15 protein-coding genes and 1 tRNA gene are annotated in these 11813 nt (G+C 70.2%); 8 read left to right on the top strand and 8 right to left on the bottom strand.

The annotated features are described in order from the left end of the window. The 4 genes from OQF71_RS11395 to OQF71_RS11380 form a co-directional block, all read right to left on the bottom strand. Positions 1-221 (bottom strand): hypothetical protein (locus OQF71_RS11395; RefSeq protein ID WP_280587808.1); only part of this gene is annotated, 221 nt, incomplete at its 3' end. Positions 222-253: 32 nt separating this feature from the next. Next, on the bottom strand, positions 254-1000 hold the full coding sequence (locus OQF71_RS11390; protein WP_280587807.1) for a metallophosphoesterase: 747 nt from the start codon (positions 998-1000) through the stop codon (positions 254-256). Next, complete coding sequence (locus tag OQF71_RS11385; RefSeq protein WP_280587805.1) at positions 997-1701, bottom strand: J domain-containing protein; 705 nt, start codon at positions 1699-1701, stop codon at positions 997-999. The genes OQF71_RS11390 and OQF71_RS11385 overlap by 4 nt, the downstream gene beginning before the upstream one ends. Before the next feature lie 121 nt (positions 1702-1822). Next, the gene (locus OQF71_RS11380; protein ID WP_280587804.1) at positions 1823-2080 is read right to left on the bottom strand and encodes an MTH865 family protein; all 258 of its coding nucleotides are present in this window, start codon (positions 2078-2080) and stop codon (positions 1823-1825) included. A 209-nt stretch (positions 2081-2289) separates the two neighbouring features. Here OQF71_RS11380 and OQF71_RS11375 point away from each other — a divergent pair, with 209 nt between their 5' ends. From OQF71_RS11375 to OQF71_RS11350, 6 genes are all read left to right on the top strand, one after another. Further along, positions 2290-3342, top strand: a complete 1053-nt coding sequence (locus OQF71_RS11375; protein ID WP_280587803.1) for a M42 family metallopeptidase — start codon at positions 2290-2292, stop codon at positions 3340-3342. A gap of 491 nt (positions 3343-3833) precedes the next feature. Next, the gene (locus tag OQF71_RS11370; RefSeq protein ID WP_280587801.1) at positions 3834-4391 is read left to right on the top strand and encodes an SRPBCC family protein; all 558 of its coding nucleotides are present in this window, start codon (positions 3834-3836) and stop codon (positions 4389-4391) included. A gap of 92 nt (positions 4392-4483) precedes the next feature. Beyond that, positions 4484-4555, top strand: a tRNA-Ala gene (locus OQF71_RS11365). A gap of 410 nt (positions 4556-4965) precedes the next feature. Beyond that, positions 4966-5229, top strand: a complete 264-nt coding sequence (locus OQF71_RS11360; protein WP_280587800.1) for a hypothetical protein — start codon at positions 4966-4968, stop codon at positions 5227-5229. Next, the gene (locus OQF71_RS11355; protein ID WP_280587799.1) at positions 5219-5770 is read left to right on the top strand and encodes a hypothetical protein; all 552 of its coding nucleotides are present in this window, start codon (positions 5219-5221) and stop codon (positions 5768-5770) included. The genes OQF71_RS11360 and OQF71_RS11355 overlap by 11 nt, the downstream gene beginning before the upstream one ends. Positions 5771-6085: 315 nt before the next feature. Further along, entirely contained in the window at positions 6086-6364 is a 279-nt protein-coding gene (locus OQF71_RS11350) for a hypothetical protein (protein WP_280587798.1), read from the top strand. A 135-nt stretch (positions 6365-6499) separates the two neighbouring features. Here OQF71_RS11350 and OQF71_RS11345 read toward each other — a convergent pair whose 3' ends face one another. Beyond that, on the bottom strand, positions 6500-7336 hold the full coding sequence (locus OQF71_RS11345) for an alpha/beta hydrolase (RefSeq protein WP_280587797.1): 837 nt from the start codon (positions 7334-7336) through the stop codon (positions 6500-6502). 135 nt (positions 7337-7471) lie between these two features. Here OQF71_RS11345 and OQF71_RS11340 point away from each other — a divergent pair, with 135 nt between their 5' ends. Further along, positions 7472-8077, top strand: coding sequence for a VOC family protein (locus OQF71_RS11340; RefSeq protein ID WP_280587796.1), 606 nt, complete (start codon positions 7472-7474; stop codon positions 8075-8077). Positions 8078-8084: 7 nt separating this feature from the next. After that, positions 8085-8663, top strand: coding sequence for a PAS domain-containing protein (locus OQF71_RS11335; RefSeq protein ID WP_280587795.1), 579 nt, complete (start codon positions 8085-8087; stop codon positions 8661-8663). A 9-nt stretch (positions 8664-8672) separates the two neighbouring features. On the opposite strand, the gene crtI is transcribed toward OQF71_RS11335, so the two are convergent. The 3 genes from crtI to OQF71_RS11320 form a co-directional block, all read right to left on the bottom strand. After that, positions 8673-10259, bottom strand: a complete 1587-nt coding sequence (gene crtI / locus OQF71_RS11330) for a phytoene desaturase family protein (protein ID WP_280587794.1) — start codon at positions 10257-10259, stop codon at positions 8673-8675. A gap of 74 nt (positions 10260-10333) precedes the next feature. Beyond that, the gene (locus OQF71_RS11325; RefSeq protein WP_280587793.1) at positions 10334-11014 is read right to left on the bottom strand and encodes a metal-dependent hydrolase; all 681 of its coding nucleotides are present in this window, start codon (positions 11012-11014) and stop codon (positions 10334-10336) included. Next, positions 11015-11791 (bottom strand): hypothetical protein, encoded by a 777-nt coding sequence (locus OQF71_RS11320; RefSeq protein ID WP_280587809.1) that lies wholly within the window; start codon positions 11789-11791, stop codon positions 11015-11017. It abuts the gene before it with no gap. Between the last annotated feature and the right edge of the window lie 22 nt (positions 11792-11813).

Below are 11813 nucleotides of genomic sequence, written 5' to 3'. Positions count from 1 at the left end.
CCTCTCCTCGCGCCGTCTCGGCCCCCGCGGATCGGCCCGAGCCCCCCGAGCCCGCCGCCCCCGGACCCGCCGTCCTCCTCGGGCTCGCCGTGCCCTTCCTTCTCCAGGCCGTGCCGGCCGTTCGCGGCCCACTCGTCGCGGTCCCAGCCGCACTCCGGGCACTCCCCGTCGCCCCAGTCGAAGGGCTCGCCGCAGCCGAGGCAGGCGTTCTCCGTGTTCACAGCTCACAGTACACACGAGAGGACAAAAGCGTTCACAACAGCCCGCGGAACTCCCCGAGCGGCGGGAATCGGAGGGGCTCGCCCGCGTCGTCCGCGCCACCCGCGTCGCCTGCCCCGGCGGTCCCCGGATCCACGACGACCGGCGCCAACCGATCCGCGTCGGTGACGAGCGGGGAGTCGAACGCGCCCGTCCGCATGTCGTTGACCGCGACGCCCGGGGCGAGTCGGGTGAACGCGGGCAGCATGAGGAGGTCGGCACCGCGGTAGGTCCCACCGCCGCGGAGGAAGCAGGGACGGCGGTCGCCCTCGACCTCTATCGTCGGGTGGACGTGTCCGATCACGTAACGGTCCGCCGGGGTCGACGGCGCCTCGTGGCCGTGGCAGACGAGGGTGCGAGGCGCGTCGGCGTCGGCGGTGTCGAGAACGTGCTCCCCGTGCACCGGGCCGTCCCACGCGCTCGCGAGGGCGGTGTCGTGGTTGCCCGCGACGAGCTGCAAATCAGTACCGTTCGCCTCGCAGACGTCGCGGAGCGCGTCGAGGGTTTCGCGGCTCCGATCGGTGACTCGGTCGAACGTGTGGACGACGTCGCCGGCGACGACGACGGTCGCGGGGTCGAACCGCGTGAGGTCCCCGCGAAGCCGGTCGACGAGGTCCTCGCGCTCGCCGATCGGGAGCGAGACCGCGGAGGCCTCCCCGCGGCCGACGTGGAGGTCGGCGACGACGAGCACGTCGTGGCGACCGAGGTACGCGGCGCGCTCGCCGAAGGCGACCCCCGTCACCGCCCGAAGCCCGTCGGGGGATCGGTGCGGTCGGTCCGGGCGGTCCGGGCGGCAGAATGTCTCCGACCGGCCTCCTCGCCCGCGCCTCCGGCGTGGTTCCGGGCGGTCGCGTACGCCTCGCGGACGCGCCGGAACGACTCCTCGTCGCCGCCTTGGTCCGGGTGGGTCTCCTTGACGCGCTCGCGGTAGGCGCGTTTGACCGCGTCGGTGTCGGCGTCGCGGTCGACGTCGAGCTCCGCGAACGCCGCGGCGACCGGGTCGCGGTCGGCGTCTTCGGCGGAGGGGGTCGGCCCCCGATCGGGCTCGAACACGTCGAAGGGGAGGCGACGGCCGAGCCCGCGACCCGGCATCTCGTGTTCGCAGAGGACGGTGTAGACGCCCTCGCCTTCGAGTCTGAAGTAGTCGTGCGCGTCGAACGTGATGGCGACCTCGCGCTGGGGGAGGTAGAAGGGAACCGCGACCTCGCCGAGCGCGTGGTCCTCGCGGAACCGCTCCTCGATCGCCGTCAGGTACTCGCGGATCTCCCGGCGGCGTCGCTCGTCGCCCGCATTGGTCCGGTCTCCGCCGGCCGCGGCGACGCTCGGGGCGACGAACCGGTTCCCGAGGTAGAAGGCGACCGCCGCGAGCGCGGAGGCGGCGCCGCCGAGCGCGACCCCTAACAGGATCCACGGCGGCACCGCGCTGATGAGCTCGACGACCACGCCTAACGTAACGGCTCGGCGCCTATCAACCTCTCGCCGGTCTCGCGACCCGCTCCCGCGGCACTCGCCGAGCGACGCGCTACGGGCGGGAGACGACGTTTCAAAAGGGCGGGCGCCGGCGTCAGATCATCCCCTTCGACTCGAGGCCGTCGAGGATGTCGTCGACGAGCGCCTCGGGGGTGTCGTAGGGGAACTCCTGTTCGCTGCCCAGCTTCGCGGCCAGCTCCATCGCCGTGAGGCTCACGTCGCCGGCCTCGAACTTCGTGGCCGGGCCGTCCGGGAGCGCCGGGACGAGGTCCATCTGGTTCTCGACGGGGAAGTCGGCGCCGCCGAACGCGTCGAGGAACTGTTCGCGGAGTTCCGCTCTGACATCGCTCATACACTCCCATCCCGCGAGCCACCGCAAAAGCGTTGCGGAACAACGGTAAACGAGTTTGAGGTTCTCGACCGACGACGCGGGCTCGGCGGCGCCCCGGTCGCGCCGCCAGCCGCGGGACGCGAGCGGGAACGTCGACGGCGGAGCGCGTCGGGAGTCGACGCCCGCGTCGGAACCTCTCCACCTTTGTCGCTGGACCACAATCCTCGTCTATGTCGTTCGACTTCGACTTCGACCTGCTCCGAGAGCTGACCGAGGCCCGCGGCGTCCCGGGCTACGAGGACGACGTCCGCGAGATCGTGCGCCGCGAGTTCGCCGAGGCCGTCGACCGGGTCCGCACCGACGCGATGGGGAACGTGGTCGGCACGGTCGAGGGCGAAGCCGACTACTCGGTCGCGGTCGCGGCCCACATGGACGAGATCGGGTTCATGGTCCGGCACGTCACCGACGAGGGGTTCGTCCAAGTCGACCCGCTCGGCGGCTTCGACGCCCGCGTGCTCCGCGCACAGCGCGTCACCGTCCACGGCGACGCGGACCTCACCGGCGTTATCGGCTCCGTGCCGCCGCACACGCTCACGGAGGAGCAGACGGAGAAAGACGACGAGGTCTCGGACGTGTACATCGACCTCGGCCGCGACGGCGAGGACGTGAACGACCTCGTGAGCGTCGGCGACCTCGTCACGCTCGACCAGACGACGACGCGCATGGGCGACCGCGTGACGGGGAAGGCGCTCGACGATCGGGTCTGCCTGTTCGCGATGCTGGAGGCCGCCCGCCGGATCGACGACCCCGACGTGACGATCCACTTCGCGGCGACCGTGCAGGAGGAGGTGGGTCTCCGCGGCGCGAACGCGCTCGGCGTCGACATCGACCCCGACCTCGCGATCGCCCTCGACGTCACCGTCGCCAACGACGTCCCGCAGATCGGCCAGCCGGCCGACGCCGTCACCGAGTTGGGCGAGGGGACCGCGATCAAGCTCAAGGACTCCTCGGTGATCACCAGCCCGAAGGTCCACGGGCGGCTGACCGACGTGGCCGAGGCCGAAGACATCGATCACCAGCACGAGGTGTTGCCCGCGGGCGGTACCGACACCGCCGGCTTCCAGAACACCGCCGGCGCGAAGCCCGTCGGCGCTATCTCGATCCCGACGCGGTACCTCCACACCGTCACCGAGACCGCCGACGGCGACGACGTCGCGGCGACGATCGACCTGCTGACCGCGTTCCTCGACTCCGAGACCGGCGAGCACGACTACACCCTATAAACACGTTTATCAGTATATCCGCGGTGGCGTCGCCGGCGGCGAAGCCGCCGGCTGCCAGAAGGACCTTCGGTCCCTCGCTGGCGTCGGTCGTCCTCCGCGTTGCTCTGGACGACTGACGAGGCTGGGGAGGCGTGAGGCTGCGGTTTCGGTGGGGGTGGGACTCAAAGGGGCAGCCGCGAGGACGAAGCACGGCGACGCAAGGACCGCAGGGGACGAGCGTAGCGAGTGACCGAGGACCGCAGCGAGCCGCGCGAGTCGTCGCGGCTGGGGCTTTGGAGGTGTTCCCTGTCACAACCACTGCGACGACGTATCGCCGAGCGGCTGGGGATTCGGAGGTGGTCACCGCCGATCCGCCAGCACCCATTTATAAATGAACGATCGGAGCCTCGTCGGAACCCACCGTCACACCGAACGCATCACAACGAGCAACCCGACCCTCTCACCCGTACTATCGCCGGACCGCTTATTACGCGCCGCCCGAACGAACCTCCGTGGACGAACTCGTCGTGAGCACCGAGGTGTACGCCGACCCCGAGGAGGTGTACGAGTTCCTGCTCGACTTCCCGGGGTACGCCCGCTACTCGAAGTACCTCGACGACGTGCGGACGATCGAGGGCGACGGCGGTCCCGGAACCCGCTACGCGCTCCGGTTCGCGTGGTGGAAGGTCACGTACACGGCCCACTCGCGGGTGACCGGCGTCGATCCGCCCGAGCGGATCGACTGGGAGATCACGAAGGACATCGACGCCGGCGGCTGCTGGCGCGTGACGCCGACGGCGCCGGAACCCGGGTCCGACGGAGACGCCGATACCGACGCCGCCGACTCGCCCGTCTGCGAGGTCGCGCTCGAAGTCGAGTTCGACCCGCGGTCGGCCAGCCCGGACGCGCTCGACCTCCCGCGGCTCGTCTCCTTCGACTGGGTGCTGAAGAAGGCGGTCCCGCTCATCCGGACCGAGGCCGAGCGCGTCGTCCAGCGCGCGGTCCGCGATCTGGAGGGATCGACCCGGAACGTCGACCTCGACGTGTACGTCGACTCCGAGCGGATCTGAGGGGCGGGCGCTCCGCGTGCGAGGCGGTGTCCCCGCCGTCGCCGAGTCGAAGGCCTTAATATATCCAGCGGGGAACGATGGAACGCGTACGAGGGCTCGTAGATCAGTGGTAGATCATCCCCCTGGCACGGGGAAGGCCCGGGGTTCAAATCCCCGCGAGTCCATGTTTCTGCGCCGCGAGCAACACCGCGAGCGACGCATCCCCGCGAGTCCACTCCTTCGCTCACTTCGTTCGTTCAGTCGTTCCCTCGCGTGCCCCCACTCGCTTCGCTCGTGGGGACCCCGCGAGTCCATTCCGACTCCTCAGCCGTACCGAGTGTTCTCAAACCAGCAGTAGAAACGCTCGCTACAGCGATATCTGCCAAATCGCTACTTCACCCCCTCCCCCCAGAGAACCGATTCCATTCCGGGTCCGAGGGCGCATCACCGCCGTCTGCTGATCCTCAGAGGGGTGAGCGCCGATGACCGCGTCGGAGGCCGAGGTCCTCGACCCGGTGTGCTGCGAGTTCTGCGGACTTCCGATCGACGGCGATCGCGAGCAGTGTCCCGCGCTCGATGACGTGGTGTGTCGTCCATGATGCGGATGGACCGCTCGGCCGACGACGCCTGCCGTCACTGCGGCGGCCACGTCACCGAACGTTTCCGTGCCGTCTCCGGCGATGTCGATGACGTCGCTCACCGCTGCCTCGGCTGCGACTGCTTCCGCCGCGTGAGTCGCGGGAGCGCTGCCGGAAACGAGACCGGCCTGCCCGACTCAGACGATCATCCGAATCGTAATCGCGGACAGCGCGTCGGAGCAATCGTTCGCACCGACGGAGATGAGTTCAGTGGCGACTGAAGAGCGATCCGCGTACGAGAAGCACACGCGCTCGAACCTCGAGCCCGACATCGGTGCGGTCGACGAACACGAACTCTGCGAGTGCGGTCACTGCGACCGGCCTCAGGAGTACCGCGTCCCGTGGCCGCAGATCGGCGGCGACGTCGCCTACACCGAGTACCACCCGGCTCGCTATCGCGTGAACCACCCGGATATCTGGGAGCACGTTCGCGCCGTGGACGGAGTCGACGACCCCGACGCCTACGCCGTGATCGGCAGTCGGTTCCTTCCGCTCGACGAGGTCCAGAGCGAGATCTCGGTCGACAGCGAGAAGATGAGTCGGGTCGCCCTCGGCGTCGACGGCTGGGCGCCGTTCGACAGCGCCGAGCCCGATGAAGACGGCGGCGTCCGGTTCGTCACCGTGAGTCGCGACCTTGAACCCCGAGAATCGGTCACGATCAACCGATCCTCCGCCGGTGAGTTCCTGACCTGGTACCGCCACCATGAGGGGATCCACGCACTCGACCCCGGTGCTCGTGACGCGCTTCACGGAGGTCGATGATAACAACTGATCCCGAGAGGGTGAGTGGGACCGGGATGCAGTACCGCCTCTGACAATCAGGAACGAAGTCCCCAGAAGCCACACCGAGTTACGGAACAAAGTAAATTCGGTAACGCGAAATAGTTACCTGCTCACTGACGGCGGTGTCAATCGGGACGACGGAGTAGTTTATGCCGACGTGTGTCCCGAGTGCGGGTGCGCCGGCGAGTTCCCCGGAGAGTCGGTATCGGGCGTGCCGTCGGTCGGTGTTGGTGCTCCGAACGACACCGAGCATTGGCGCTGCCGGGCTGAAAACTGCGATATGGAGGGGTCGGCGTGAGCGGCGACGAGGGTAACTACCTCTCCGTCCAGATGGAACTCGGCTCCTGGACGGAGAAGGCCGAGGAGAACGTCGAAGAGTGGGGTCTCCAAGACGTGGACACGCTGCTGCTCGCGATGCAGGAGGAGCAGGGCGAACTCGCACAGCGTACCTCGAAGCCGAACACGAGGACGGCGACACCGCCCGCATCGCCTCCGAACTCGACGATCTCGCTGCGCTGTGCATCCAACTCCGCTAGAGGCTCGAACAGCTATGAGCCGCGAACAGTCCACTGAGGGCGTTGAATGCGAGACGACCCCCATGCTCGCGAGTCCGCTCAACTCGCCTCATTCGCTTCGATTCTTCCTGACGGCGTCCGCTCGGTACCGATCGCAAGGATTCACCGTCAGTTGCGCTTTCCATCGATCACGTCACGGTCCGCTGAGCCAGCGACACACCTCGCTTGGGCTGTCGAGTAGCGTCCCGAGGTGATCGGTCTCGGAGACGGTCATCGTCACGTCGGTCTCGTCCGCGAACGCCCGCACCGCCGACAGCGGCGCGTTCTCGTCGCGGGTTCCGTGCCAAGCGCGAACAGGGACCGAGAGCCGGTCGAGAACGGCCCATTCGCTCCCGAACAGCCGATTCTCTCGGGCGACCGCCTTCGCACCCTGTCGCAGGGCCTCGTGGAAATCGTCGTCGACGGCCCGCGAGACGGTCTCCGACACGGTGCGATCGGTGTACTGGCCGACGATCGCGTCCGGGCCCGCGACCGACGCGTACGCGCTCGACAGCCGAAAGAGAATGCGAACTGCAAACGGGACGCGCGAGAGGCGCACGAGGTCGATGTCGGCCGGCGGGACGACGGTGCTAACGAGCCCGACCCGACGCACGCGGTCGCTCGTCGCGGCCGCGAGCGCGAACGGTCCTCCGCCGGAGAACCCCAAGACGCCGCCCCGCTCGACCGACTCCGCGTCGAGGAGCGCCGCGAGGTCCTCCCGCCAGTCCCGCGGGTTCCAGCCGTCCGGCGGCGGCGACGAACGACCGTATCCCGGCCGGTCCGGAACGATGAGTCGGACGCCCGACGCCGCGGCGGCGTCGGCGAGAAGCGACGCGAACAGCCGGGACCCCGGCGTCCCGTGGTGCGCGACGACCGGCGTCCCGTCTCCGGCTCCGCCGACGGCGTAGGCGAGCGTCCGACCGTCCGGCAGCGTACACGTCTCGGTCGCGAGCGCGGCGCGATGGCCCGCCCGCCGGGGCTTCCGTTGCACGTCTCGGCCTTCTGCTCCGGTGGGAATAACGGATCGGGAGTCCCAAACCGCTGTTTTAGTCTCCGTCCGCCACACGCACCCGACTGACATCGGTGTTACCGCGAACTCATGGGGGACGCTCTCGTTGATCATCGTATGTCGGAACACGAGGTCACGGCGGAGCGCCCGGACAGCCTGCTACACGCGACCGGCTGGGACCACGTCACGCTGATCGGCAGCAACGCGGACGACACGGTCGCCTTCTACCGGGACGTGCTCGGACTCCCGCTGGTGATCAGACAGCCCAACCTCGACCGCGAGGCGGTCGAGCACCTCTTTTTCGACGCCGGCGACGGGCGGCTGGTCACCTTCTTCGTCGACGAGTCGCGCGAGTCCGTCGAGACGCAGGACCCGGGGATCGGCGCGGTCCACCACCTCGCGCTCGGGATCGCGCCCGAGGAGCTCCCGGAGGTCCGCGACCGCCTGCTCGACGCCGGCCACGAGGTGAGCGAGTACGACCGCGGCGCCTTCCACTCCCTGTACACCCGCGACCACAACGGGCTCGTGATCGAGCTCGCCGCCGACAAGTTCGAGATCCCGGACGACCGGAAGGGCGAGGTGCTCGCTCACGCGCAGGCGGCTCGGGTCGCCGCCGGCGACGAGTACGTCGCGACCGAACACCTGGAGGCCGCCCTCGAAGCGCTCGGGCTCCCGGTCGAGCGCTACGACCTGCCCGACGCCCCGACCGGCCGGGACTTCTGACGGCGCGGTGGGCCTCAGAGCCGATATCCTCGACTTCCTCGCGTGCGACGAGGCGAACGCCCGGAGGGCGCTCCGCGATCTCCTCACCGACGGCGACGACAGCGACGACCGCGCCCGCGGAGTCGACCCGCGCGAACTCCCCCGGACGCGATCGGCTGCGGCCCCGCCCCCGGCGCTCGCCGACGCCGACGACTGCACCGACCGCGACCGACGCCTGATCGAGCGCGTTCGGCTCCTCGACGAAGCGCCGCTCGGGGTCACGCTCTGCGGGCCGGCGTACCGCGACACCCCGGTCCTGTACGCGAACCGGACGTTCCGCGACCGCACCGGCTACTCGCTCGCGGAGCTCCGCGGCCGAAACCCGCGACTGCTGCAGGGACCGAAGACGGGCGACGCCGCGGTCGAAGCCCTCCGCGAGGCGGTGTCGATCTGGGAGCCGGCGACGGTGGAGGTGTGGAACCACCGGCGCGACGGGACGCCGTTTTTAAACCGGGTCTCGCTCCGACCGCTGCCGGGCGACGACGGGACGATCACGCACTGGGCCGCCGCGCAGGAGGCGGTCGAGCGGCCGAACGAGAGGGAGTGATCCCCGCCCTCACCGCAGCGTCGACGTCGGCACCACGGACGGGAGCACGCCGTCGCCGGCGGCGTCCTCGATCACGGCCTCGGCGACGTGTTCGCCGCTGAGCAGGCACATCGGCATCCCGATCCCGGGGTTCGTGTACGCGCCGACGTAGTAGAGCCCCTCGACGCCCGGCGCCCGGTGCGCCGGCCGGAGCGGCCCGGTCTGCCCGAGCGTGTGCGAGAGCGCGAGCGCGGTGCCCCCCGGGGCGTTGAACCGCTCGCGGAAGTCGGAGACGGACGCGGACTCCTCGAAGACGATCCGGTCGCGGAAGTCGACGCTGGCGTGCTCGGCCAGATCGTCGAGCACCAGGTCCCGGAAGCGCTCGCGGGTCTCGGGACCGTCCCCGAGCCCGGGAGCCAGCGGGACGAGGACGAACACCGCCTCGTGGCCCTCGGGGGCCGCCTCCGGGTCCGTCTTCGAGGGGACGTGGACGTAGTACGCCGGATCGTCGGGCCACGCCGGGTCGTCGAAGATCGTCTCGAAGTGGGGCCGCCAGTCGGTCGGCAACACGAGCGCGTGGTGGTCGAGGTCGACGTCGCCCTCGACGCCGAAGTACATGAGAAAGGCGGAAGGGGCGTACGTCCGCGACTCCCAGTACGCCTCGCGGCGCGCGAACTCGTCGGGGAGGAGGTCGCGCTCGACGTGGGGCGGCGCCGCGTTCGCGACGACGCGGTCGAACCGGCCGGTCGACGCCGCAGCTCCGGTTCCGGCTCCGCCCCCGGACGATCCGGACGCCACCTCGAACTTCGGGCCCGACGCCGTGATCGAGGGCTCGATCGCGGTCACCGGCGTCCCCGTGCGGATCTCGGCGCCGAGGTCGGTCGCGAGCGCCGCCATCCCGTCGACGACGCTCGCGATGCCGCCGGTCGGGTGGTAGACGCCGAGGTTCATGTCGACGTGGCTCATCAGCGTGTAGATCGCCGGCGTGTTGTACGGCGACCCGCCGAGGAACACCAGCTTGTACTCCGCGATCTGCCGGAGCTTCTCGTTCTCGAAGTAGTCGCCGACGTAGTCGTCCATCGTCCGGAGCTTCGGGAGCGCGCGGCCCGACCGCAACACGTCGAGGTCGACCATGTCTCGGAGCCGTGACCGACTCGGGTAGACGAACCGGTCCATCCCGAGCTCGTACGCCTCCGCGGCGTCGTCGAGGTACGCGTCGAGCCGGCCGCCGGCGCCCGACTCGTACGACTCGAACAGCGCCTTCTGTCCCGCTCGGTCCGCGGGCATCGTCGCGCGGTCGCCGTCCTTCCAGACCACCTCGTAGAGGGGGTCGAGCTCGGTCAGCTCGTAGAACTCGTCGGTCGACCGGCCGAACTGCCCGAAAAAGCGGTCGAACACCTCCGGCATGAGGTACCACGAGGGGCCGGTGTCGATCCGGAAGCCGTCGCGCTCGATCCGGCCGGCGTACCCTCCCGGGTGCTCGTTGCGCTCGTACACCGTCACGTCCGCGCCGGCGCCGGCGAGGTACGCGGCCGCGGAGAGGCCGCCGAACCCGGCGCCGACGATCGCGATCTCCTCACCGGCGAGGCGCTCGTCGTCACGTGGGCGAGGGCTCATCGGGGGCCGCTACGTGCTCGATTCAGTTCACTGGCCAGCCATACTATGTGGGGTAACTCCGCAGCCGTCCGGGCTCACGCGCCGTCGTTCCGCGGCGCCCGGTCCTGCAGCCTCCGGGCGGCCAGCACGAAGAGCCCGGTCCCGACCAGGTAGAGCCGCCAGCCGGCGCTCGCGACCGGAAAGATCCGCTCGACCGGCTCCTCGATCGCCTCGTCGGGGTCGCGGGGCTCGACGGGGTTGTTGACGTGGACGGTCTCCGTGGTTCCCGTGGCCCCGGCGTCGACCGTTCGCGTCCCGGTCTCCGGGTCGACCCGCAGGTCGACGAACGTCTGGACGAAGCCGTCCGCGGTCGAGAGGAGGACCTCTCCGTCGAGCAGGAGGAACTGGTCCCGCAGCGGCCAGAGGACGTTCACCCCGTCGAAGTGAACCCAATCGAGCGCCACGGCCGCGAAGACGTGCGCGAACAGCGCCGCCCACGCGACGGCGATCTGCCGCGACGAGAGCCGATCGCGCACGAGGGAGGTCTCTCGTACCCGCGTGTCGTAGTACAGGAGCAGCGCGACGACCGCGGGGATCACGAGCGTGTGGCCGACGGTCCGGTGGGCGCCCGACATGAGCGGTCCGAGGAAGCTGTCGGCGTCGGGCGCGACGACGGCGACGAGCAGGACCGCGAGCGCCCGGCGGTCGAAGCGGTCGTCGAGCAGTCCCACGGCGAGCAGCACCGCGAACCCGGCGTGGACCACCGTCGAGACCATCTATCGGCCCACCTCCGGGTCACCGGAGTCGATGTCGTCGGCGTCGATGTCGTCGGCGTCGATGTCGTCGATGTCGTCGATGTCGTCGGCGCCGTCGGCCGCGTCGGTGCTCCCTCCCGCCGCCCGCTCTTTCCCCTCCCACCGGAACCGCGCCGCCAGCAGCGCGACCGCGCTCGCGACGACGACCAGCTGCCAGCCGGTCCGGACGAGAGCGAGCTCTCGCTCGGCGCCGAGCGAGAGCCCCGGTCGGCCGTCGGGGTTCGCGAACGTCGGAATCGCGTGCGAGTCGGTCGTTCCGAGGGTCTCCAGCGGGAGGATCCCCGGTCCCCCCGCGCCGCCCGAGACGAACGTCTGGACGACCCCGTCCTCCGTCGAGAAGAGGAACGCCCCGTCGACGAGGTAGTAGGTGTCGTGGAGCGGGTACAGCAGGTTCACCCCCTCTCGTCCGAACAGGTCCGGGCCGACGCCGGCGACGAGGAAGGCCGCGAGCGCGACCCACGCGACCCGGACCCCGCGCCGCCCGAACCGCTCGCGGAGCCGGGAGGCGTCGCGCACGCGGGTGTCCCAACGGAGGACGACTCCGACCGCGAGCGGGAGCCAGACGGCGTGGAGGAGGGCGTTCGTCGCGCCCGGGACCGCGAGGCTCGCGACCGCGTCGAGGTCCGGGAGCATCGCGGCGGCGACGACGACCGCGACCGCGCGCCGGTCGAACGCGGTACCGAGCAGTGCGGCCGCGAGCAGCGCCCCGAAGGCGGCGTTGACCGGCGGCGGTGCCATGTCGGTCCTGACGACCGCACGC

The organism is Halorubrum sp. Boch-26, assembly GCF_029889805.1.
Lineage (GTDB): Archaea > Halobacteriota > Halobacteria > Halobacteriales > Haloferacaceae > Halorubrum.
Note: the sequence above shows the minus strand (reverse complement) of the source record. Positions and strands in the feature narration are given on the sequence as shown.

Coding starts and splice junctions, on each gene's coding strand:
- OQF71_RS11340 (WP_280587796.1), top strand. CDS start 7,472: ATGTCGGAACACGAGGTCACGGCGGAGCGCCCGGACAGCCTGCTACAC.
- crtI (WP_280587794.1), bottom strand. CDS start 10,259: ATGAGCCCTCGCCCACGTGACGACGAGCGCCTCGCCGGTGAGGAGATC.
- OQF71_RS11360 (WP_280587800.1), top strand. CDS start 4,966: ATGATGCGGATGGACCGCTCGGCCGACGACGCCTGCCGTCACTGCGGC.
- OQF71_RS11320 (WP_280587809.1), bottom strand. CDS start 11,791: ATGGCACCGCCGCCGGTCAACGCCGCCTTCGGGGCGCTGCTCGCGGCC.
- OQF71_RS11375 (WP_280587803.1), top strand. CDS start 2,290: ATGTCGTTCGACTTCGACTTCGACCTGCTCCGAGAGCTGACCGAGGCC.
- OQF71_RS11380 (WP_280587804.1), bottom strand. CDS start 2,080: ATGAGCGATGTCAGAGCGGAACTCCGCGAACAGTTCCTCGACGCGTTC.
- OQF71_RS11325 (WP_280587793.1), bottom strand. CDS start 11,014: ATGGTCTCGACGGTGGTCCACGCCGGGTTCGCGGTGCTGCTCGCCGTG.